The 21,260-nt window shown below is 72.7% G+C and carries 20 protein-coding genes; 15 read left to right on the top strand and 5 right to left on the bottom strand.

Annotated elements, in window-relative coordinates; translation table 11 throughout:
• The first annotated feature begins 7 nt into the window (after nt 1–7).
• From ACFYWX_RS15110 to ACFYWX_RS15085, 6 genes are all read left to right on the top strand, one after another.
• Entirely contained in the window at nt 8–1,510 is a 1,503-nt protein-coding gene (locus ACFYWX_RS15110; RefSeq protein WP_389424449.1) for a SulP family inorganic anion transporter, read from the top strand.
• Nucleotides 1,511–1,612: 102 nt separating this feature from the next.
• Complete coding sequence (locus tag ACFYWX_RS15105) at nt 1,613–2,485, top strand: SPFH domain-containing protein (protein ID WP_389424666.1); 873 nt, start codon at nt 1,613–1,615, stop codon at nt 2,483–2,485.
• 89 nt (nt 2,486–2,574) lie between these two features.
• Complete coding sequence (locus tag ACFYWX_RS15100) at nt 2,575–3,954, top strand: alkaline phosphatase PhoX (RefSeq protein ID WP_389424448.1); 1,380 nt, start codon at nt 2,575–2,577, stop codon at nt 3,952–3,954.
• A 261-nt stretch (nt 3,955–4,215) separates the two neighbouring features.
• The gene (locus tag ACFYWX_RS15095; protein WP_389424447.1) at nt 4,216–5,739 is read left to right on the top strand and encodes an FAD-dependent oxidoreductase; all 1,524 of its coding nucleotides are present in this window, start codon (nt 4,216–4,218) and stop codon (nt 5,737–5,739) included.
• Between the two features lie 100 nt (nt 5,740–5,839).
• Nucleotides 5,840–6,685, top strand: a complete 846-nt coding sequence (locus ACFYWX_RS15090) for a polysaccharide deacetylase family protein (protein ID WP_389424446.1) — start codon at nt 5,840–5,842, stop codon at nt 6,683–6,685.
• Between the two features lie 18 nt (nt 6,686–6,703).
• Nucleotides 6,704–6,892 carry a hypothetical protein gene (locus tag ACFYWX_RS15085; protein WP_389424445.1) on the top strand — a complete coding sequence of 63 codons (189 nt, stop codon included), beginning with the start codon at nt 6,704–6,706 and terminating at the stop codon, nt 6,890–6,892.
• 5 nt (nt 6,893–6,897) lie between these two features.
• Here the strand turns inward: ACFYWX_RS15085 and ACFYWX_RS15080 are convergent, their stop codons facing one another.
• From ACFYWX_RS15080 to ACFYWX_RS15070, 3 genes are read right to left on the bottom strand one after another with little or no spacing between them, the layout of a single operon-like run.
• Complete coding sequence (locus ACFYWX_RS15080; RefSeq protein ID WP_389424444.1) at nt 6,898–7,569, bottom strand: ABC transporter; 672 nt, start codon at nt 7,567–7,569, stop codon at nt 6,898–6,900.
• Nucleotides 7,570–7,624: 55 nt separating this feature from the next.
• Complete coding sequence (locus ACFYWX_RS15075) at nt 7,625–8,503, bottom strand: ATP-binding cassette domain-containing protein (RefSeq protein WP_389424443.1); 879 nt, start codon at nt 8,501–8,503, stop codon at nt 7,625–7,627.
• Nucleotides 8,504–8,532: 29 nt separating this feature from the next.
• Nucleotides 8,533–9,570, bottom strand: coding sequence for a PucR family transcriptional regulator (locus ACFYWX_RS15070; RefSeq protein WP_389424442.1), 1,038 nt, complete (start codon nt 9,568–9,570; stop codon nt 8,533–8,535).
• Nucleotides 9,571–9,687: 117 nt separating this feature from the next.
• On the opposite strand from ACFYWX_RS15070, the gene ACFYWX_RS15065 reads away from it, so the two are divergent.
• The 8 genes from ACFYWX_RS15065 (at nt 9,688) to ACFYWX_RS15030 (ending at nt 17,805) form a co-directional block, all read left to right on the top strand.
• Complete coding sequence (locus tag ACFYWX_RS15065; protein WP_389424665.1) at nt 9,688–10,584, top strand: alpha/beta hydrolase; 897 nt, start codon at nt 9,688–9,690, stop codon at nt 10,582–10,584.
• A 10-nt stretch (nt 10,585–10,594) separates the two neighbouring features.
• Nucleotides 10,595–10,984 carry a cupin gene (locus ACFYWX_RS15060; RefSeq protein WP_389424441.1) on the top strand — a complete coding sequence of 130 codons (390 nt, stop codon included), beginning with the start codon at nt 10,595–10,597 and terminating at the stop codon, nt 10,982–10,984.
• A 30-nt stretch (nt 10,985–11,014) separates the two neighbouring features.
• Nucleotides 11,015–11,710 carry a peptidyl-tRNA hydrolase gene (locus ACFYWX_RS15055; protein ID WP_389424440.1) on the top strand — a complete coding sequence of 232 codons (696 nt, stop codon included), beginning with the start codon at nt 11,015–11,017 and terminating at the stop codon, nt 11,708–11,710.
• A 145-nt stretch (nt 11,711–11,855) separates the two neighbouring features.
• On the top strand, nt 11,856–12,650 hold the full coding sequence (locus ACFYWX_RS15050) for an SAM-dependent methyltransferase (RefSeq protein ID WP_389424439.1): 795 nt from the start codon (nt 11,856–11,858) through the stop codon (nt 12,648–12,650).
• Between the two features lie 184 nt (nt 12,651–12,834).
• A complete protein-coding gene (locus tag ACFYWX_RS15045) occupies nt 12,835–14,166 on the top strand; it encodes a DUF692 domain-containing protein (RefSeq protein WP_389424438.1) in 1,332 nt (443 codons plus the stop codon).
• Nucleotides 14,167–14,429: 263 nt separating this feature from the next.
• The gene (locus tag ACFYWX_RS15040) at nt 14,430–15,221 is read left to right on the top strand and encodes a DUF4142 domain-containing protein (RefSeq protein WP_389424437.1); all 792 of its coding nucleotides are present in this window, start codon (nt 14,430–14,432) and stop codon (nt 15,219–15,221) included.
• Nucleotides 15,222–15,312: 91 nt separating this feature from the next.
• Nucleotides 15,313–16,092, top strand: coding sequence for a TIGR04222 domain-containing membrane protein (locus tag ACFYWX_RS15035; protein ID WP_389424436.1), 780 nt, complete (start codon nt 15,313–15,315; stop codon nt 16,090–16,092).
• Nucleotides 16,093–16,215: 123 nt separating this feature from the next.
• Complete coding sequence (locus ACFYWX_RS15030; RefSeq protein WP_389424435.1) at nt 16,216–17,805, top strand: alpha/beta hydrolase; 1,590 nt, start codon at nt 16,216–16,218, stop codon at nt 17,803–17,805.
• A gap of 115 nt (nt 17,806–17,920) precedes the next feature.
• Here ACFYWX_RS15030 and hemQ read toward each other — a convergent pair whose 3' ends face one another.
• Together hemQ and hemG are read right to left on the bottom strand one after the other, a co-directional pair.
• Entirely contained in the window at nt 17,921–18,652 is a 732-nt protein-coding gene (gene hemQ / locus ACFYWX_RS15025) for a hydrogen peroxide-dependent heme synthase (protein WP_389424434.1), read from the bottom strand.
• A 5-nt stretch (nt 18,653–18,657) separates the two neighbouring features.
• Complete coding sequence (hemG, locus tag ACFYWX_RS15020) at nt 18,658–20,112, bottom strand: protoporphyrinogen oxidase (protein WP_389424433.1); 1,455 nt, start codon at nt 20,110–20,112, stop codon at nt 18,658–18,660.
• Nucleotides 20,113–20,279: 167 nt separating this feature from the next.
• Here hemG and ACFYWX_RS15015 point away from each other — a divergent pair, with 167 nt between their 5' ends.
• A complete protein-coding gene (locus ACFYWX_RS15015; protein ID WP_389424432.1) occupies nt 20,280–21,236 on the top strand; it encodes a DUF4349 domain-containing protein in 957 nt (318 codons plus the stop codon).
• The last annotated feature ends 24 nt before the right edge of the window (nt 21,237–21,260 follow it).

Raw genomic sequence — 21,260 nt, 5'->3', positions numbered from 1 at the left:
CGCCCCGATGAGCGACCAGACGATTCAGCAAGAAACCCAGCAAGCAACCAAGCAGAGCAAGTTCCCCCATCTCAAGCAGGATTTCGCGTCCTCCCTCGTGGTGTTCCTGGTCGCGCTGCCGCTGTGCGTCGGCGTGGCCGTCGCCTCCGGTGTGCCGGCCGAGCTCGGGCTCATCACGGGCATCGTGGGCGGCATCGTCACCGGGCTCATGCGCGGCAGCAGCCTGCAGGTGTCCGGACCGGCCGCGGGTCTGACCGTGCTGGTCTACGAAGCGGTGCAGGAGTTCGGGCTGCCCGTTCTCGGTGTGATCGTGCTCCTCACCGGCGCCCTGCAGATCCTCATGGGCCTCCTGAAGCTGGGGCGCTACTTCCGGGCCATCTCGGTCTCCGTCGTCGAGGGCATGCTGGCCGGAATCGGCCTCGTGCTGATCGCCGGACAGCTGTACTCGATGGTCGACGTCAAGGCCCCGGAATCCGGCCTGGGGAAGATCGCCGGACTGCCGGGGGCACTCGTGGACGCCCTCGGCAACACCGAAGCGCTCACCTCTCTGGCGGTCGGCGCGGGCACCATAGCCGTGCTGGTGCTGTGGAAGCGCATGCCGAAGCAGCTGCGTACGGTCCCCGGTCCGCTCGCCGCGGTGGGCCTCGCGACGCTGGCCGTCCTGGTGTTCAGCCTGCCGGTGGCCACCGTCGAGGTGCAGGGCCTGCTGAGCTCCGTCCAGCCGCCGTCACTGGGCGAGTTCGGTGAGCTCGCGAACGTCGGCCTGATCGGCACCGTCATCGCCTTCACGCTGATCGCGTCCGCCGAGTCGCTGTTCAGCGCGGCGGCCGTGGACCGGCTGCACGACGGTCCGCGCACCGAGTACGACAAGGAGCTGGTGGCCCAGGGCACGGGCAACGCGGTGTGCGGTGTGCTCGGCGCACTGCCGATGACCGCGGTGATCGTGCGCAGCGCGGCCAACGTCCAGGCGGGCGCGCGGACGAAGGCGTCCCGGGTGATGCACGGCGTGTGGCTGCTGCTGTTCGCGGCGCTGCTGCCCGACGTGCTGGCGTACATCCCGATCCCGGCCCTGGCGGGCATCCTGGTGCACGCCGGCGCCAAGCTCATCCCCGTCCGGCAGATCGTCGGGCTGTGGCGCGAGCACCGCGGCGAGGCGCTGATACTCGTCGTGACGGCCGTGTCGATCGTCGCGGTCAGCATGTTCGAGGGCGTGCTCATCGGTCTCGCGCTGGCCGTCGTCAAGACGGCCTGGGAGGCCTCGCACATCCGGCTGGAGATCGTCGACAAGGGCGCCGGACCCGTCCAGGCGTACCTGTCGGGCAACGCGACCTTCCTCAGGCTTCCGAAGATCCTCGACAGCCTGGAGTCGCTGCCCCAGGACCGGCCGGTCGAGCTGGACCTGTCCGGCCTGCACCACCTGGACCACGCCTGCCGTACGGCGCTGGAGAGCTGGGCCGAGCGGCACAGCTCGGTCGGTACGGAACCGGTCAAGGTGACCGAGCCGGCCTAGGCACCCACCGAAGCCCGGCCCGGGATTCTGGCTCGACCAGGATCTCGAGCCGGGCATATCGTGTCAGGAGCAGACATAAAGGGCCTCGACGAGGAGGTCGTCATGCTCCAGGAGCTGCTGGGAGCGGCCGCGGCGGTCGGTGCCGCGGGTCTGGTGTATCTCGCGGCCGCCGCGCGGGTCGTGAAGCAGTACGAGCGCGGCGTGGTCTTCCGGCTGGGACGGGTGCGCGCCGAGGCGCGCGCACCGGGATTCACCCTCGTCATCCCCGCCGTGGACCGGCTGCACAAGGTCAACCTTCAGATCGTGACGATGCCCATTCCCGCCCAGGAGGGCATCACCCGCGACAACGTGACCGTGCGGGTCGACGCGGTCGTGTACTTCCGCGTCGTGGACGCGTCGGCCGCGATCGTCAACGTCGAGGACTACCGCTTCGCCGTCTCGCAGATGGCACAGACCTCGCTGCGCTCCATCATCGGCAAGAGCGAACTGGACGACCTGTTGTCGAACCGGGAGAAGCTCAACGAGGGACTGGAGCTGATGATCGACAGCCCGGCCGTCGGCTGGGGCGTGCAGATCGACCGCGTCGAGATCAAGGACGTGTCGCTGCCGGACACGATGAAGCGGTCCATGGCCCGGCAGGCCGAGGCCGACCGCGAACGGCGGGCCCGGATCATCAACGCCGACGCCGAACTCCAGGCGTCGAAGAAGCTGGCCGAGGCGGCGCAGGCGATGTCGGACCAGCCCGCCGCGCTCCAGCTGCGGCTGCTGCAGACCGTGGTGGCGGTCGCCGCCGAGAAGAACTCGACGCTGGTGCTGCCGTTCCCGGTGGAGCTGCTGCGGTTCCTGGAGCGGGCGCCCCAGACATCACAGCAAGCGCCACCCGAGACATCACCACAGGCGCCACACGAGACACCGCCTCAGGCACCGCAGGAGACGCCACCGCAGACGCCGGGGCAACAGAGCCTCGGCCCGTGACACGTGCTACGCGCGTGGTACCGGTGATCGACGGCGCGTGATACACACAGCGGGGTCACAGTCCTGTCCGCCAGCAGGAAGGTTGCTCCATGTCCACCCGCAGTGGATCCACACGGCGTCAGCTGTTCGCCCGCACCGGTGCGTTGGGCGTCTCGATCGCCTTCGCCGGAAGCCTCTCCGACCTCTTCGCGAACAGCGCCGCCGCACAGACCCTGGGCCACACCGGTTACGGCGCCCTCGTGCCCGACCCCGACGGCCTGCTCGACCTGCCGAAAGGATTCCGCTATCGGGTGCTGTCCCGCGAGGGCGACCCGCTGCGCTCCGGCGAGGGGCCGGTGCCGTCCAACCACGACGGCATGACCGCGCTTGCCGGTCGGCACGGTCGCGTCCATCTGGTCCGCAACCACGAGAACCGCCCGACGGCGAAGTTCCCCGTCCCGACCGTCGACGGCCTGACCTACGATCCGGCCGGCAAGGGCGGCTGTACGGCCCTGACGCTGGACGCCGACGGCGACGTGCTCTCCGAGCGGGTCGCGATCGCCGGTACGGCCGTCAACTGCGCCGGCGGGCCCAGCCCCTGGGGCACGTGGCTGACCTGCGAGGAGACCGAGGACAAGGCCGGCACCAACGGCTACACCAAGGACCACGGCTTCATCTTCGAGGTCGATCCGGCGCACCCCCGGCGCACCGGTGCCGTGCCGCTGACCGCGATGGGCCGCTTCCAGCACGAGGCGATCGCGATCGATCCGTACCGGGGCGTGGTGTACGAGACGGAGGACGCGTTCCTCAAGCCGTTCGGCCTCTTCTACCGCTTCCTGCCGAACAGGCCGCTCGGCGGCGTCGGTTCGCTGCGCGCGGGCGGCAGACTCCAGGCGATGCGCGTGCCGGGCGTGCCCGACCTGTCCTCGATCCAGGAGACGGGCGCCACCTTCGACGGCATCGAGTGGGTGGACGTACCGGATCCGCTGGCCGCCCAGACCCCCACCCGCCTCCAGGACTACGGCCCGAAGGGCATCACCCACGCGCAGAAGCTGGAGGGGTGCTACTGGGGCGGCGGCAGTGTGTACTTCGTGTCGTCGTTCGCCGTCGCCGAGGCCGGCTCGGCCGCCGACCACTTCGGCCAGGTGTGGCGCTACGACCCGGCGCGCCGCCGTCTGACGCTGGTGGTCGTCTTCGGCCCGGACACCGACGTCCAGCTCCCCGGCGAGTCGCCGGACAACATCTGTCTCGCCCCCGGCGGCGGCCTCATGGTCTGCGAGGACGGCAACGGCGCCCAGCACGTCTTCGGCGTCACCAGGCGCGGCGAGGTGTACGCGATGGCCCGCGGCCGCCAGAACATCGGAACGCCGGGCGAACCGGAGTGGGGCGAGTTCGCAGGCGTCACCTTCTCCCCCGACGGCGAGACGATGTACGTCAACTGCTACACCCCGGGCACGACATTCGCGGTCCGGGGGCCGTGGCGGGGGTAGCGACACCCACAGGAGCGACAGGGGGTGCCCCCGTGACCGACAAGGACGCGCCGCACGGGACGGCCGGCCTGCGGGAGCTGTTGCGGCTGCCCGTGGGCGAACCGGCCCGACCTGTCGGCGTACGACGCCGGAGGCACCCCCGGCGGCTGAGGCCCACGAGATCGCCGTGGAGCGTTGCTGGACCCCCACCGAGACGGACTTCGACGCGGCGCGGTGCCGGGGACGGCTGCTGAAGGGCAGCTGAGGGGGTACTCGGCCGGCATGACCGACTACCGGCACGTCAAGGGTTCGTACTGGCTGGAGACTGCCCCGGGGCTCGCGCGTCCGCCGCTGTCGGAGGACCTGAGCGTGGACGTGGCCGTGATCGGCGCCGGGATCGCGGGGCTGAGCACGGCGTGGGAGCTGGCGCGGGCGGGGCGGTCCGTGGCCGTGCTGGAGGCCGGGCGGATCGCCGCCGGGGTCACCGGGCACACCACCGCCAAGCTCACCGCGCTGCACACGCTGATCTACGACCGGCTGCGGCGCACCCGCGGCGCGGAGGGGGCGCGGCTGTACGCCCGCTCCCAGACGGAGGCGGTCGAGCACGTCGCCGAGGTGGCGGACGAGCTGGGCGTCGACTGCGAGTGGGAGCGCAGGAGCGCCTACACGTACGTCCGCGACCCGAGCCGGGTCGCTCAGGTGCGGGCGGAGGCCGAGGCCGCGCGGGAGGCGGGGCTGCCGGCGTCGTTCGTGACGGAGACCGGGCTGCCGTTCCCGGTGGCGGGCGCGGTGCGGGTGACCGGTCAGGCGCAGTTCCATCCGCGCAAGTACCTGCTGGCCCTCGCCGACGGCCTGGCGGCGCGGGGCGCGCGGCTGTACGAGGACACCACCGTGGTGGGACTGGACGAGGGCGAGCCGTGCCGTCTGGCGACGGACAGCGGGGCGACGGTGACCGCCCGGGACGTGGTCGTGGCCACGCACTACCCGATCTTCGACCGGGCCCTGCTGTTCACCCGGCTCTCCCCGCGCCGCGAGCTGGTCGTCGCCGGCGCCCTGGACACGGAGTACGACCCGGACGGCATGTACATCACGCCCGAGCAGGGCACCCGCTCGGTACGGACGGCGCCGTACGGGGAGGACGGCCGGCGGCGGCTGCTCGTCGTCACCGGGGAGCACTTCACACCCGGCACGGGCGACACCCCGGCCCGCTTCGAGCGGCTCGCGGACTGGGCCGGCGAGCACTTCCCCGGCGTCGGCCTCACCCACGCCTGGGCCACCCAGGACAACGACTCCACCGACACCGTGCCGCTGGTGGGCCCGCTGCACCCGGGCGCCCGGCACGCCTACGTCGCCACCGGCTTCGGCGGCTGGGGCCTGAGCGGCGGGGTGATGGCGGGCCGGCTGCTGACCGCGCTGATCACCGGCGAGAAGTGCGCGTGGAGCGAGTTGTACGACCCGCGCCGCGTCCTGTCCGCCGTACGGGAGGCTCCCGCGTTCCTCAAGCACCAGGCGCAGGTGGCCCGCCACTTCGTCGGCGACCGGCTGCGGACGACACCGGAGGTGGACGCCGTCCCGCCCGGCGAGGGCGCCGTGGTCCGCGTCCACGGCAAGCACGCCGCGATCTACCGCGACGAGGAGGGCGAGGTGCACGCCCTGTCCGCCCGCTGCACCCACCTCGGCTGTCTCGTCGCCTTCAACACCGCCGAACGCGCCTGGGAGTGCCCCTGCCACGGCTCCCGCTTCGACACGGACGGCAAGGTGGTGCAGGGTCCGGCGACGCGGCCGCTGGAGCGGCGGGAGTGGTGAGCGGATCATTCAGTGCGGCGGCTCGCGTGGTGACTCCGAGCGGGTGACCTGGCGGCCACGGATGCCGGGTATATAAGACACATCGCCATACTTTCGTACAGTGATCCCTCTTGTACGACGTGTCACCACCGTCTGCGCCCTCGGGGCCGCCGTTCTCACCTCCTGCGGCACGGCCACCGCCCCCGAGGCACCCCGCGCCCCGCGCCCGGCCCCCACGGCCACCGTCACCCGGCCTCCCACCCTCGCGCCCGGGCCCGCCGGCCTGATCCCCGTCTTCAGCAACGGGCCCCGGACACAGGACAAGGTCGTCGCCCTCACCTTCGACGCCGACATGACCGCCGGGCAGGGGCCCAGAGCGGCGGCGGGCGAGCACTTCGACAACCCGGAGCTGATCGTCGCGCTGCGGGAACTGAGGGTGCCGTCCACCGTGTTCATGACGGGCCGGTGGGCGGAGCAGTATCCCGTCCAGGCCCGGTCCATCGGCCGGGACCCGCTCTTCGAGGTCGCCAACCACTCCTACAGTCACTACGCCTTCACCGGCGACTGCTACGGACTGCCCACCGTCCCCGAGGACCGGATGCGGACCGACGTGGAACGGGCGTACACCGCCTTCCGCAAGGCGGGCGTGCCGCACGCCATGCCGTACTTCCGCTTCCCCGGCGGGTGTTACGACGTCCGGGCGCTGCGCGCGCTGACCGGTACCGGTGTGACCGCGGTGCAGTGGGACGTGGTCGGCGGTGACGCCTTCGCGACGGACGCCGACGCGGTGGCCCGGCAGGTGCTGGACGGGGTGCGGCCGGGGTCCGTCGTCGTCCTGCACTGCACCCGCAGCGCCGCCCCGACGACCGAGCGGGCCGTGCGCGCGGTCGTGCCCGAGCTGCGGGCGCGGGGTTTCCGGTTCGTGAAGGTGTCCGAGCTGATCGGGGCCACGTACGGGCGGCGCTGAGGCTCGTACGCTGGAGGCATGAGCGACGACAGCGACAACTCGTACTGCCTGATCGACGCGACCCGGCCGCCCAGGGCCGACGGACCGCTGTACGCGGAGTGCGTGATGTGCCGGAAGCCGACGGAGTACCCGGAGTCGTACAAGGGGATCACGCTCTGCCCGGTGTGTGAGTGGCAGGAGGCGCAGCGCACTGCTTGCTCGGGCTGACCTGCTCAGGCCGACCTGCGCGAGGTGAGCGCGCAGGCCGCGGCGCAGGACGCCGTCGCGAGGAGGGCGGCCGCGGCCGTCGGCAGCAGGGGCAGCGGGACCGTGCCGGAGCGCGATCCGGTGACCAGGCCGCTGACCGCCGCCTGCGCCGGTGAACCCGTCACGACCAGCGTCAGCAGGGCCGCGAGCAGCAGCGTCGGGACCGCCCGGCCGGGCGAGCGCAGCACGGGCCACGCGGTGAGCGCGCCGACGGCCGTGCCGAGCAGCGCGCAGGTCAGGGCGGCGAGCAGACCGGCGCCGCAGGCCTCGAGGGGCGGGACGCGCCGCTGGTGGTCCGCGCTGACCGGATCGCTGATCAACGTCACCACGAGCGTCGCGGCCACGCCCAGCACCGCCGCCACGCCCGCCGCCGTCAACAGACTCGCCAGGTGTGCCCGCCCCGGTCCGGCCGCGGCGGCGACCAGGGCGCGGGCGGCGGGCGGCTCACCCGTGACACAGATCCGCACCAGCCAGGCCGCGACCGGCAGGAGAGCGGCGGCCGTGTACCCCAGCGAGTCGAGCACCGGCTGACCGCTCTGCACGCCGACGGCCAGGAACGCCGCGTACAGGATGACCGGCGGCAACCAGCGCTGCGAGCGCATGAGCAGGGCGGCCTGGTAGCGGAGGAGGGCGGTCATCTGCGGCTCCGGTCGGGGGCGGGGAGGGGGGCGGTGCGCCGCACCACGAAGGCGGTCATCGGGTGCTCCCGTCGGGGGCGGGGACGGGGGCCGGGCCGACGCTCATCACGTGCCACGCAGGGCGGGCGGTCAGCAGGGTGCGGAGCAGGACGTCGGAGTGGGACGCGGGGACGGTGAGGCGGTGGGTGCCGGGTGCGGTCTCCTCGGCGGTGGTGATCCACCGGGCGGCCTCGGCGGGGGGCGGTCCGCCGGCCGGCGCCCGCACGTCGACGAGCACCTGGGGGCCTGTCGGCGCGGTCCGCTGTTGCTGTTCGGTGCGGCGGGCGAGGGTGCCCTCGTGCACGGCGTACGTCGCGTCGGGGGCGCCCGCGAGGCGGCGCGGGTCGTGGTCGACGAACACGACCGCGCCGCCGGCCGCGGTGCGTTCCGCGACCGCCCGTTCCAGTTCGGCGCGGGCGTCCTCGTCCAGGCCGGTCCAGGCCTCGTCCAGGATCAGCAACTCCGGTTCGGCGAGGAGGGCCTGGGCGACGGCGACCTTCTGGCTGCTGCCCTTCGAGAGCTGGGCCATGGGCGTGCGGGCGTAGGCGGTCGCGCCGAAGCGCTCCAGCCAGTCGCCTGCGGCGCGGGCCGCCGAGGGGCGGGAGAGGCCGTGGACGGTGCCGAGGTGGGTGAGGTAGCCGAGGGGGGTGAAGGGGAGGGCGGAGGGGAAGCGCTCGGGGACGTATGCCGTGCGGGGGTGGCCGGTGACGCGGCCCTCCGTGGGCGCGTCGATGCGGGCGAGCAGACGGAGGAGGGTGGATTTGCCGGTGCCGTTGTGTCCGTCCACGCGGGTGAGGGTGCCCGGGGGGATCGTCAGGTCGATGCCGCGTAACACCCAGGGGCCGCGGAGGGCATATCGGCGGCCCACGTTGTCCAGCCGGAGATCGCGATGCATGGGGTCATCATCTCGTGGCGCGCGTGCACTCAGGACTCGTTGAGCAGCCACCACGTGGTGAGGGCGAGCTTGGCCCGTATCAGGCCGGTGGGCTCGGTGAGTTCGATGCCCAGGGTCTTTCCGATCTGTTCGAGTCGGCGGGCGACGCTGCTGTGGTGCAGGTGGAGAACGTCGGCGGCCCGGCGCAGGGAGCCGGTGGCGCAGTAGACGTCCAGAGTCTCCAGGTCTTCGGGGTGGCCGGCGATGCGGGCGAGCGCACTCACGTCGGCGTTGTCCCGCGCGGCGTCTGGGGGCACCTGGGCGAGCAGCGCCAACGCCCCCAGTTCGTCGTAGTGGACGACCGGTCGGCGTGGGGTGGTGAAGCGCAGGGCGGTGCGGGCCTGCTGCCAGGAGCGGTCGGGGCTTTCGGCGGCGCCGATGCCCGCGCTCACGCCCGCCGGAATCCGGGCGGGGTCGACGGTGGTGGCCAGGATGACGCCCACGTCTGCGAGGGACGCCGCCTTCACGGGGCGGGCGGGGCAGAGCAGGGAGCCGATCCGGTCGAGCGGAAGCCGCGAGCGTACGGCGACGACGTGGACCGGCAGGTCGGCGGTGAAGCCCAGGAGCCGTAGCGCCCGTGCTCTGGCCGTCTCGTCGCTGTCGGCGCTGATCACCAGTTCGACGAGGGCGGGGTCGGCCATGGTGGTACGGGCCGGGCCGTACCGTTCGACGGTCCCCGCGGCGGCGATGGCGAGCCGGTCCAGCAGCACTTCGTCGAGAGGATTCGGCGGGCCGGGGCGTTCCAGCCACACCGTGCCGATCTCCTCCTCGTCGAGGGTGATCGGCACCGTGGTGGACGCGGGCGCCGGCGCGGAGGACGCTTCCCTGCCGTCGGGCGAGATCCGGATCGCCCGCCCCGTGCCGTGGAGCCGGATCCCGGCCACGCACTCGGCCAGGCCCGCCGAGGCCCGCGCGAGCGCCGGGAGATCCACCCGTCGGCGCATCAGCGTGTCGTAGAACGCGACGACGCGGATCGCGCCCTCGACGTACGAGTCCAGTCCCGACAGCCGTACGGCCAGCGCCTCCATGGCAGGAGGATAGGCCCCCGTGGCGAGGAGAAGAAGCGCCGATCGGTGCGCAATTCACGTGCGACACCCGACAGTTGGCGGATGATCCCGGAGCGGCTGCCGGTGAGGATGACCGGCATGGATCCCGAACTCGAAGCATTCATCCCCTTGCTCCCCCGCACCGACCTGACCGACCTGGTCGCCTACCGCAAGATCTACGCCGACCTGGCCACGTCGAGGCCCGCACCGGACACTTCGGGCCTGGAGATCGAGGACCGTACGGTGCCCGCCGATCCGGACGTGCCGGTGCGGATCTACCGCCCGCATCAGTCCCAGGGTGCCGTCATCTGGCTGCACGGCGGCGGATGGGTCGTCGGCTCCCTGAACACCGAGCACCTGTGGGCCGCTCCGATCGCGGACACCTCCGGCGCGGTCGTGATCACCGTCGACTTCCGTCTGTCGCCCGAGCACCGGTTCCCGGCCGCCCTCGACGACGTCTACGCCGTACTGAAGTGGACGCACGACCACGCGGCCGAACTCGGTATCGACCCGGACCGGATCGCGGTCGGAGGCCACAGCGCCGGCGCGAACCTCGCGGCCGCGGTGGCCCTGCGGGCACGTGACGAGCAGGGCCCGCCGATCCGCTTCCAACTGCTCAACGAGGCCATCCTCGACGACGCCTCGCACACCTGGTCGGCGCGGAACTTCACCGACACCCCCTGGAACACGCGCGCCGTACGCGCCGCGGCGTGGGGACACTATCTGGGCGACCGGCCCGCCACGCCGTACGCCGCACCGGCGCGCGCCGACGACCTGTCCGGCCTCCCGCCGGCCTACGTCGCCACCGCGGAATTCGACCCGAACCGCGACGAAGGCATCGACTACGCGCTGCGCCTGCTCCAGGCGGGCGTATCGGTCGAGCTGCGCCAGTGGCCCGGCACCTTCCACGGGTCGCTGGCGATCCAGTCCGCCGATGTCTCGCAGCGGCAACTCGCCGCACTCGGCGCCACCCTGCGCCGTGCCCTCACCAAGTAAGGCTCCCCGCATGACCGTCACGCCGATCGATCTCTTCGCCTCCTTCATCCACCTTCGCCCAGGCGGCCGGGTGCTGGCCGAGCAGCCGGTCTTCGACACCGACCGGGACGGCTGGCAGCTGATGACCTTCCATGTGGAGACCGACGCCGACGTCCACGCCGGCCACTGGGAACTCCACCCCGAGGCGGACGAAGTCGTGTCCTGCCTCACCGGTGGGATACGCCTGTGCCTACGTCCGCAGCGGCCGGGAGAAGAGGAGGAGCAGTTCGAGCTGACGCCCGGAACCGCGGTCGTCGTGCCGCAGGGGCGATGGCACCGCATCGCCTTGGACGCCCCCAGCGACATCATGTCCCTCACCCTGCCGCGTGGCAGCCGCCTGGAGAAGCGGACCGGAGCCTAGGCCTGCGCGTGGGTCAAGTAGCCTGCGCGCGTGAGTGAGAGTCCCTTCCGGTCCGAGCCCAGCGCACGCGACCAGGCACCCCAGTTCGTGTTGCCCCTCGTCGTCCGCATCGAGCGGGATGCACCGCCCGCCCGTACCGACGCCCTGGAGACCGCTGCCCGTGCGGTGCTCGTCATGCTCAGTGACGAGCGGTCGGCCGGGGACGGCGAGTGGGCGCAGGTCGTGCGGGACTGGCAGGACGCCCGGATTCGGAAGGTCGTGCGGCGGGCTCGGGGCGCCGAGTGGCGGCGGGCCGGGGCGTTGCCGGGCATCACGGTCACCGGCAAGGCCGCGGAGGTGCGGGTGTTTCCGCCCGTGCCGTTGGACGGGTGGCCGAAGGAGCTGGCTCGGCTTCAGGTGTCCGGGACCGATCTCGACGATCCGGAGCCGCCCGTGGAGGCGGATCCCAGTGCGCCGGTGCTGTGGATGAGCCCGGACCTCGACATGTCGGCCGGGAAGGCGATGGCGCAGGCGGGGCACGGTGCCCAACTGGCCTGGTGGGAGCTGTCGGACGAGCAGCGGGTGGCCTGGCGGGACGCGGGGTTCCCGCTCGCGGTGCGTACCGCCGACCCGAGCCGATGGGATGAACTCACGGGCAGCGGGCTGCCGTTGGTGCGGGACGCCGGGTTCACCGAGATCGCGCCGGGCAGCTGCACGGTGGTCGCGGATCATCCGGCGTTGAGGTAGCTGCGGTAGTTGAGGTAGCTGAGGTGGTTGAGGTAGCTGAGGTGGTTGAGGTGGGGGTCACAGGGCTCGCACGGGGATCATGGGGCTACGGTGAGAGCGGCAACGCACTGACCACGCAGGGCCGTTCCGCTTCCCGGGAGTCGTCATGTCACTGGACCGTCCGCTGATCAACAGCCATGTGCCGCATTCCGCGCGCATCTGGAACTACTGGCTGGGCGGGAAGGACTGCTACGAGATCGACCGTCAGGTCGGCGACCAGATCCGGGAGTTGAACCCGGAGATCGTCGACATCGCGCGCGCCCAGCGGGCGTTCCTGAAGCGCGCCGTCACGCATCTGGCGACGGAGGCCGGGATCCGGCAGTTCCTCGACGTGGGCACCGGCCTGCCCACGCTCGACAACACGCACGAGGTCGCCCAGAGCATCGCTCCGGAGGCACGGATCGTGTACGTGGACCACGACCCGGTGGTGCTCCAGCACGCGCACACCCTGCTCACCAGCACCTCCGAGGGCGCCACCGCCTACATCGACGCCGACCTGCGCCAACCGGAGACGATCCTGCGCGGCGCCGAGGACACCCTGGACTTCGGCCGGCCCGTGGCGCTGATGCTGCTCGGCATCGCCGCCCATGTGCCCGACGAGATCGCGTACGAGGCCGTCGGACACCTCAAGGACGCCCTGCCCGCGGGGAGTTACCTCGTGTTCTGCGACAGCACGGAGGTGTTCCACCCGGCGGAGATGCGCGCGATGGTGGAGCGCTGGAACGAGGCGAGCGACAACCCGCGCGTCAACCGCACCCCCGAGCAGCTGACCCGGTTCTTCGACGGGTTCGAGCTGCTGGAGCCGGGCCTGGCTCCGGTCGCCGACTGGCGTGCCGACCCGGCCGCCTCCGGCGGGCGGCGGGACGTGGACAGCTTCGGCGGGGTCGCCTTCAAGGCCTGACCATCAGAGCCTGACATCCAGGCCTGACATTTGCGTTCCCTTTGAACACCGGGGGCCTCCCGCGCGTATCTGCGGGCAGCTGCTGAAGCCGCCGGCCGAACCTCAAATGTTGCTCTGAAGGTGCCCGGCAGGCGGTTCGGTCCCGGTGGGCGGGGCCATACCCCCGTCACAGAGGGAGGGGACCATGAAGCGACTGGGGACGGGAATCGGCTGGCGGCCGGAGATCGCGGACGCCGTGGAGCGGATGCCGGGTATCGACTGGGTCGAGGTCGTCGCGGAGAACGTCTGTCCCGGGCACCTCCCCAACTCGCTGCTGCGGCTGCGCGAGCGCGGGGTGACCGTGGTCCCGCACGGTGTCTCGCTCGGTCTCGGCGGCGCGGACCGGCCCGACGAGGGGCGGCTGACCGCCCTCGCCGAGCGGGTGCAGGCGCTGGGCTCGCCGCTGGTCACCGAGCACATCGCGTTCGTCCGGGCGGGCGGCCCGCTGACCGCCTCCCCGCGCCTGGAGGCCGGCCACCTGCTGCCCGTGCCGCGCACCCGGGACGCCCTCGACGTGCTGTGCGAGAACGTGCGGATCGCGCAGGACGCGCTGCCCGTGCCGCTCGCCGTCGAGAACATCGCCGCGCTGATCTCCTGGCCGGGCGAGGAGATGACCGAGGGACAGTTCCTGTACGAGCTGGCCGACCGGACGGGGGTGCGGCTGCTGATCGACGTGGCGAACCTGCACACCAACCACGTCAACCGCGCCGAGGACCCCGCCAAGGCACTCGCCGAGCTTCCCCTGGAGGCCCTCGCCTACGTCCACGTCGCCGGCGGCTTCGAACGCGACGGCGTCTGGCACGACAGCCACGCCCACCCGGTCCCCCGGCCCGTCCTGGACATCCTGACCGACCTCGCCTCCCGCGTCCTGCCACCGGGCGTCCTCCTGGAACGCGACGAGAACTTCCCCGAGCCGACGGAACTGGAGCGGGAGCTGGCGTCCATTCGGGAGGCCGTGGCCACGGGCCGGGCGGAGGCGGAAGCCGACCTCCAGCCGACTCCACGGCTCGCGGAGGCCGACGACCGGGCGTCGGCCGCGTCGCACACCACCTCCGTCACCGACCCCGCCCGCCAGCGGCTCGCCCTCGCGCAGGCCGCGCTGTTGTCGGCGCTGGTGGCCGGGACGCCCGTGCCGGAGGGGTTCGACCGGGTGCGGGTGGGGGTGCAGGCGCGGGCGTTGGCGGGGAAGCGGGCGGACGTCGTGGCGAAGGTGGCGCCGGAGCTGCCGGAGATCCTGGGCGAGAGGTACCGGCCGGCTTTCCTCTCGTATGCCCACCGGCACCCGATGACCGGCGGCTACCGGCAGGACGCCCTGGATTTCGCCGAGCGCACGTTGGGCGACGAGCGGCTGCCGGAGGGCAGGGCCCGGCGGGAACTGCGGGAGTGGTGGCTGGAGCGGTCCGGGCCGTCGCCGCACGCGCCCCGACCGGCGGCCCGTCTCGCCCGGGCCACCCGGCGGGTCCTGCTGCGGAGGTGACCGGTGAACGGTCGCGTCGCATCCACGCGTCCGTCACCGTCGAGTGTGCTCGGGTTAACACAACGGCCACCTCACGCACACCCGGCGCCCGGTTCGGTCACATTGACCCCTGTATGCCACCCAGCCCCGCTCCCCCATTCGCCCCTGAATGACCCCCGATCCAACGCTTCGCCCCCGTACGGAAGTTGGCGTAAACCCCGCAGTAATATGCCAACCCCGCACCCGAAGCGCACCAGCGTGCGGTGTCGCAAGCAGGAGGCACCATGCGACCGCGACCCCCCGTCAAGGGCCGAGGCATATTCAGTGGCACCGGACTCATCATCGCCGGGATGGCGGCGACCCTCGCCGCGCTCGCCTTCCCCCTCTGGACGTACAGCGACCAGCCCGGCACGGATGTGGACGTACTGAACGCGGAGACCGTGGCGACGCAGTACGGGCCCCTGTCCGCGCTCGACCGGGACTTCATCACCAAGGTCCGGCTGGCCGGGCTGTGGGAGCTGCCCGCCGGCCAGCAGGCACAGCAGAAGGGCACGACCGAGGCCGTACGCACCGCGGGGCAGCACCTCGTCGAGGGGCACACCTTCCTGGACGAGCGGGTGCGCAACGTCACCTCGCGACTCGGGCTGACGCTGCCCAACGAGCCCAACGAGCAGCAGCGGGGCTGGCTGCGGGAGCTCGACACGGCACAGGGCGCGGACTACGACCGCAGGTTCGCCAACATCCTTCGGCTGGCTCACGGCCGGGTGTTCTCGGTCGTCGCCCAGGTGCGGGCCGGCACTCAGAACTCGCTGGTGCGCGACCTCGCCGACGACGCCAACACGACCGTCCTGGACCACATCAAGGTCCTGGAGGCCACCGGCTACGTCGACTTCGACGCCCTCGCCCGGGACCTGGCCTCGACGAGCGCGCCGACGGCCACCGGCTCCCCCACTCCGACGGGTCTCGACTTCGGCACGAACCCGGGCGAGGTGGTTCCGGTCACGCCGACGCCGATGGGGTCCACGTCGCCCACCTACACGCTTCCGCCGGCCGCGGCGGGCCCGTCACTGAGCTGACCACCAAGCGGAACGTCACATACCGACAACACTGCGTCCGGATGGTGAGCAAGGCATGGCGTTCGCGTGCCCGTTGGCATAGAAACGCGGCATGTTCTGGGTCCTTCTCCTGCTGCTCGCCTGGACCGTCGCGGGCACGGCGTGTACACGACTGTGCCTGGCCGCCGTACGCGCGGCGGCCGTCGACGAGGACACGGACCGGGCACACGATCTGACGCTGTACGAGGCGGCGTTCCTGTCCGGCGGCCCCGCGCGGGTCGCCGACCTGACGCTGGTGTCCATGGCGCGGCAGCGCAGGCTGCTGCTCGCCCACACCGGGTGGGCGACCGTCGTGGACCCGCGCGGGCGGGACGACATGGAGCGGTCCGTCCTAGGGGCCATCGGCCCGGAGGGGCAGTCCCGCATCGCTCCGGTGCGGGCCGCCGCGGCCGCCGCCGACGCCGTGCGCGGCATCGCCGACCGGCTCGTCAGCGCGGGCCTCGCGGTGCCCGACGGGGCGCGTACGACGGTCGCGACCGGGGTGCGCCAGGTGCGGCTCGCGGCGGTGGTCGTCCTCGCGCTGGGCGCGGCCGCCCTGTTGGCGCCCGTTCCGTCGGCCATGCCGCGCAGCCTGGTCGCCGTCTGGTTCGCGCTGCCCCTCGCGCTCACCCTGAGCTGTCTGGCGATCGCGAGGGTCGAGGTCCACCCGTACTCGCGCTGGGCCTCCCCGGCCGGGCAGCGGCTCCTGGGCGCCCTGACGCGGCGCACCAAGATCGCCGGGGACGACCGTACGTTCCTGACCTCCGTCGCCGTACGGGGTGTCCGCGCGATCGGTGAGCCGAACCTGCGCGCGGCCTTCGCGCACCGCGAGTACCACGAGCCGCGCGACTGACGCACGGCGTGCCCCGGGGGCGCACGGGGGCATTGAAGCCGACACCCGCGGGCGGTGCTTGCCTTCCCCAACGGTCGGACCAAACATCCCTTTTGTCGCCGTAGTGCACCGAAGGGATACGCGATGAGAGCTGCCGTCCTCTACTCGGCCGCCGGATCCTTGCTCCTGACCACCCTCACCGCCGCCCCGGCGGGCGGCGCGCCCGGCACCCCCGGCGTGCCCGACGCGGCGGCCGAGCGGCGCGGCACGGCGGTCGCCGCCGCGCGCGCCGAGGAGGAGGGGATCGACTTCGGGAAGTGCGCCGAGGAGCAGGACACGCCGGGCGCCATGGAGTGCGGCACGGTGACCGTCCCGCTGGACTACGCGCGCCCGGACGGCCGGCAGATCAAGCTCACCGTCAGCCGGGTCGGGGCAACCCACCGCGACCCGCACAACAGCAAGCGCCGGGTGCCCCGGCAGGGCGCCCTCGTGTACAATCCGGGCGGGCCCGGCGCCTCCGGCATGTACTTCCCCCTGATCGGCCTGCTGCCGCAGTGGGAGCGCGTCGCGGCCGCGTACGACCTGGTCGGCTACGCCCCGCGCGGGGTGGGCCGCTCCGCGCCCCTGTCCTGCCAGGAGCCCCGGCAGTTCTTCAAGGGCCCCTCGCAGGCGCCCACGTACCCCTCGGAGTCGTTCAAGCGGGAGCGTGTCGCGCAGGCGAAGGCGTACGCGCGCGGCTGCGCGGAACGGACGGGCAGCGCGCTGCGGCACTACAACTCCCTCAACAACGCCCGCGACCTCGATGTGCTGCGTGCCGCGCTCGGGGAGGACCGGCTGACGTTCATGGGAGCGTCGTACGGCACCTACTTCGGGGCGCTGTACGCGGCGCTGTTCCCCTCGCACGTACGCCGGATGGTGTTCGACTCGGCGGTGAACCCGGACCCCGCGCAGATCTGGTACCGCAACAACCTCGACCAGTCGGCCGCGTTCGAGGGCCGCTGGGCGGACTTCCGGGAGTGGGTCGCCCGGCACGACGCCGTGTACGGGCTGGGCGCCACCCCCGAGGAGGTGCAGCTCAGCTACGAGCGGGCGCGGGCACGGCTCGCCGAGAAGCCGGCGGGCGGGAAGGTCGGGCCCCGGCAGTTGCAGGGCGCGCTCCTCCAGGCCGGGTACTACGACGACTACTGGCCGCACCGCGCGCAGGCGCTGTCGGCGTATCTGCAGGGCGACCCGAAGCCGCTGATCGAGCAGGCGGGACCGGTCACGGAGGCGGCGGCCGAGGCGGAGAACGCGAACGCGGTCTACACGGCCGTCGAGTGCAACGACGCGCCCTGGCCGACGGAGTTCAAGGTCTGGGACCGCGACAACACGCGGCTCGCCCGGGTGGCGCCCTTCGAGACGTGGGAGAACGTGTGGACGAACCTGCCCTGCGCGTACTGGCCGGCGCCCCGGCAGAAGCCGCTCGACGTGCGGACCGGGCCGGGTGAGGTGCCGCCCACGCTGATTCTGGCGGCCGAGCGGGATGCGGCGGCTCCGTACACCGGGGCGGTGGAGTTGCAGCGGCGGCTGGCGGGGGCGGTGCTGGTGACGGAGCGGGACGCTGGGACGCATGGGGTTGTTGGGGGACCGAATGCGTGCGTCAACGGGCACCTTGAGGCGTACCTGCTTGAAGGGCGGCTTCCGGGGCGGCACGCGGCGTGTGAGCCACGCGCCGAACCGGCCGTTTCGCAGTAACGCCGGGTGACGGGCTGCGGGTCGTCTGTGGCTGATCGCGCCCACGCGGCGGAGCCGCACATGGACACGGCCCCGCGCCCCTGAGGGGCGCGGTCCCCTGCCCGGAGTTGAGAAGTTACGCCAGGCCTGCCACCAGCTCGGTGATGTCCTTGCGGCGGCCCGTGAAGAACGGGACCTCTTCTCGGACGTGCATGCGGGCCTCCGAGGCGCGCAGGTGGCGCATGAGGTCGACGATGCGGTAGAGCTCGTCGGCCTCGAAGGCGAGGAGCCACTCGTAGTCGCCGAGGGAGAAGGAGGCGACCGTGTTGGCGCGTACGTCGGGGTAGCCGCGGGCCATCTTGCCGTGGTCGGCGAGCATGCGGCGGCGGTCCTCGTCGGGCAGGAGGTACCAGTCGTAGGAGCGCACGAAGGGGTAGACGCTGACGTAGTTGCGGGGCGTCTCGTCGGCGAGGAACGCCGGGATGTGCGAGCGGTTGAACTCGGCGGGGCGGTGCAGCGCCATGTTCGACCAGACGGGCGTGAGTGCGCGGCCCAGCTTCGTGCGGCGGAAGAGGTTGTACGCCTCCTGGAGCTGGTCGCTGGTCTCGGCGTGCCACCAGATCATGAGGTCGGCGTCGGCGCGCAGACCGGACACGTCGTAGGTGCCGCGGATCGTCACGTCCTTGGCGGCGAGCTGGTCGAACAGCTCCTGGACCTCGTCGGCGTAACCGGCGCGGTCCTCGGGCAGCACGTCCTTCAGCTGGAAGACGGACCACAGCGTGTAGCGGATGACCTCGTTGAGGTCCTTGGCCAGCTTGCCCTTGTTCGGGACCCTGCCGGACTCGGTGGTGGGGGCGTCGTCACTCATGGTTCTCATTCTCCCGCTCCGCCGTGAAGGCTTTGCACCGGGTTGGCGGTGAGCTCCTGCACAGCGCGCAGGTCGCCGTGGATCTGGTCGACCGCCGCGTACGCGCTCGCGATGCAGGCCGGGATGCCGACGCCGTCGTACTGGGCGCCGCACACCGCGAGGCCCGGAAGCTTGCCGACGTGCTCGCGGACGCGGGCCACGCGCGCGTGGTGGCCGACCGGGTACTGGGGCAGGCCGTCGGTCCAGCGGACGACGCGGGTCTCCAGGGGAGCGGCGTCCAGGCCGGTCGCCTCGCGCAGGTCGTGCCGGGAGACGGCGACGAGGTCGGCGTCCTCGCGCTGGAGGATCTCCGTCTCGCCGTAGCGCCCGACGGACGTGCGCAGCACCAGCACGTCCGGGTTCTCGTCGGCGATCCAGCCCCACTTCTGGGAGGCGAAGGTCGACGCCTTGATGGTGCGGCCGTCGACGGGCGGGACGAGGAAGCCGCTGCCCTCGGGGAGGCGGACGTCCGCGCGCCGGTAGGCGAGGGTGACCAGGGCCATCGAGGCGTACTCGACGGCGGACAGCTCGGCGGCGGCGGCCGGAGCCTCGGTGCGCAGCAGGGCGGCGGCGGCCGGAGCCGGTACGGCGACCACGACGGCGTCGGCGTGCAGGACGCGGTCCCCGGCGACGACCCGCCAGGCGGTGGAGGGCTCCCGGCGCAGCTCGGTCACCGGGGTGCCCGTGAGGATCTCGCCGCCCCGCGCGCGGACCGACTCCGCCACCGCGAGCGGCAGCCGGCCCACCCCGCCCTCGATGCCCATGAACACGGGGCCGGTCTGCTGGTTGGCCGCGGCCTTGGCCTGGATCTCGCGGACCGCCTCCGTGAGGGAGGTGTGCGTGCGGGCGGCCTGGTAGAGCTGGGGGACGGCCGAGCGCATCGAGATGCGGTACGCGTCGCCCGCGTAGACACCGCCGAGCAGGGGCTCGACGAGACGGTCGACGACCTCGCGGCCGAGGCGCGCGGCCACGTACTCCCCCACCGCCACGTCGTCGCCGACCTCCGTGCGGGGCAGGTCGGCGTCGCGCTCGATACGGGCGAGGCCCTCGTCGGACAGGACGCCGGTCAGGGCGGCGGCGGTGCCGGGGACGCCCATGACGTGGCCCTTGGGCATGGGGCGCAGGGCGCCGCGGGTCCAGATCGAGGCGGTGGCGGTGGCCGGCGGCTGGAGACTGCCGTCGAGGCCCACCTCGCGCGCGAGGGCGACCGCCTCGGGGCGGCGGGCCAGCATCGACTCGGCGCCCAGGTCGACACGGGCGCCCGCGATCTCGCCGGGCAGCAGCTTGCCGCCGATCCGGTCGGACGCCTCGAGAACGGTCACGCGCGCGCCGTGCCCCAGCAGGCGGTGGGCGGCGGACAGGCCCGCGACACCGGCTCCGATGACGACGACATGCCCCGTGCTCGTACCCGTTGCGCTCATGCCCCCACTGTCTCAGACCCCACTGACAGCCCCTCGGCGCCCCGGACTTCCGCACGAGTCCCGCACGAGTCCCGACCGTGACCGCATCGGGACCGTTTCCCGCCAACGTCCCGGGCCGCCCCGGCGTCGAAGGAGCGTCAGTCGTCACGACCCTCGGGGGTACGCCCATGCGCACACGACGTTCCGTACGGTCCGGCCAGGCCCTGGCCGGGCTGCTGCTCGCCGCCGCCCTCGCCCTCACCGGATGCAGTGGGGCGGACGACTCCGGCTCCGCGAGCACCGCCGCCGACGACCGGGCGGGAGGCGCCGCCAAGGCCGCCGCTCCGGAGGGCGCCGGGAGCGGTGCCGCGGACGGCAAGCCGGGCGACGCTGCCGCCACCACGCCGCCCAAGCTCACCGCCAACCGGATCATCCGCACCGCCTCGCTGACCGTGCAGGTCAAGGACGTGCCGAAGGCCCTCGACCGGGCCCGCGCCGCCACCGAGAACGCGGGCGGCTACATCGGCGACGAGACCACCACCCGCGACGAGGAGGGCGACGAGCACACGCGCGTGGTCCTGCGCGTGCCCACCGAGAAGTACGACGAGGTCCTCGCCGATCTCCAGGGCGCGGGCAAGCTCCTCGACCGCACCGCGAAGGCGCAGGACGTCACCGACCAGGTCGTCGACGTGGAGAGCCGCATCACCTCGCAGCGAGCCAGCGTGACCCGGGTGCGTGAGCTGATGGACCGGGCCACCCGGCTCAGCGACATCGTCGAGCTGGAGGGCGAGTTGAGCCGCCGTCAGTCCGACCTGGAGGCCCTGCTCGCCCAGCAGGCCTCCCTGAAGGACCGCACGGGCATGGCCACCATCACCCTCTCCCTGACCGCGACTCCGGTGGAGAAGGCCGCCGAGGACGACGACCCGGGGTTCGTGGACGCCCTGGCGGGCGGCTGGGACGCGTTCGTCACGATGCTGCGCTGGATCGCGATGACGCTCGGCGCGGTCCTGCCGTTCGCCGCACTCGCGGCACTGATCTTCGTGCTGTGGCTGCGCCTGGTACGGCCCCGGCGGCCGGCCGCCGCGCCGCAGCCCGCGCGCGCGGAGGCGGAGGCGGAGGCGGAGCAGGGAGGCGAGCGGGACTGAAATGCCCCAGGCCCGTAGCGTGTT

Origin of the sequence: Streptomyces sp. NPDC002888, from assembly GCF_042888465.1 — a bacterium.
In the GTDB taxonomy this organism is placed as follows: Bacteria; Actinomycetota; Actinomycetes; order Streptomycetales; family Streptomycetaceae; genus Streptomyces.
Note: the sequence above shows the minus strand (reverse complement) of the source record. Positions and strands in the feature narration are given on the sequence as shown.

Bases quoted from the DNA above. Each gene is read 5' to 3' on its own strand.
- ACFYWX_RS15015 (WP_389424432.1), top strand. From the start codon at position 20,280: ATGCGCACACGACGTTCCGTACGGTCCGGCCAGGCCCTGGCCGGGCTG.
- ACFYWX_RS15080 (WP_389424444.1), bottom strand. From the start codon at position 7,569: ATGACCGCCCTCCTCCGCTACCAGGCCGCCCTGCTCATGCGCTCGCAG.
- ACFYWX_RS15085 (WP_389424445.1), top strand. From the start codon at position 6,704: ATGAGCGACGACAGCGACAACTCGTACTGCCTGATCGACGCGACCCGG.
- ACFYWX_RS15100 (WP_389424448.1), top strand. From the start codon at position 2,575: ATGTCCACCCGCAGTGGATCCACACGGCGTCAGCTGTTCGCCCGCACC.
- ACFYWX_RS15095 (WP_389424447.1), top strand. From the start codon at position 4,216: ATGACCGACTACCGGCACGTCAAGGGTTCGTACTGGCTGGAGACTGCC.
- ACFYWX_RS15075 (WP_389424443.1), bottom strand. From the start codon at position 8,503: ATGCATCGCGATCTCCGGCTGGACAACGTGGGCCGCCGATATGCCCTC.
- ACFYWX_RS15045 (WP_389424438.1), top strand. From the start codon at position 12,835: ATGAAGCGACTGGGGACGGGAATCGGCTGGCGGCCGGAGATCGCGGAC.
- ACFYWX_RS15070 (WP_389424442.1), bottom strand. From the start codon at position 9,570: ATGGAGGCGCTGGCCGTACGGCTGTCGGGACTGGACTCGTACGTCGAG.
- ACFYWX_RS15060 (WP_389424441.1), top strand. From the start codon at position 10,595: ATGACCGTCACGCCGATCGATCTCTTCGCCTCCTTCATCCACCTTCGC.
- ACFYWX_RS15040 (WP_389424437.1), top strand. From the start codon at position 14,430: ATGCGACCGCGACCCCCCGTCAAGGGCCGAGGCATATTCAGTGGCACC.
- ACFYWX_RS15065 (WP_389424665.1), top strand. From the start codon at position 9,688: ATGGATCCCGAACTCGAAGCATTCATCCCCTTGCTCCCCCGCACCGAC.
- ACFYWX_RS15030 (WP_389424435.1), top strand. From the start codon at position 16,216: ATGAGAGCTGCCGTCCTCTACTCGGCCGCCGGATCCTTGCTCCTGACC.
- ACFYWX_RS15035 (WP_389424436.1), top strand. From the start codon at position 15,313: ATGTTCTGGGTCCTTCTCCTGCTGCTCGCCTGGACCGTCGCGGGCACG.
- ACFYWX_RS15050 (WP_389424439.1), top strand. From the start codon at position 11,856: ATGTCACTGGACCGTCCGCTGATCAACAGCCATGTGCCGCATTCCGCG.
- ACFYWX_RS15105 (WP_389424666.1), top strand. From the start codon at position 1,613: ATGCTCCAGGAGCTGCTGGGAGCGGCCGCGGCGGTCGGTGCCGCGGGT.
- hemG (WP_389424433.1), bottom strand. From the start codon at position 20,112: ATGAGCGCAACGGGTACGAGCACGGGGCATGTCGTCGTCATCGGAGCC.
- ACFYWX_RS15110 (WP_389424449.1), top strand. From the start codon at position 8: ATGAGCGACCAGACGATTCAGCAAGAAACCCAGCAAGCAACCAAGCAG.
- hemQ (WP_389424434.1), bottom strand. From the start codon at position 18,652: ATGAGTGACGACGCCCCCACCACCGAGTCCGGCAGGGTCCCGAACAAG.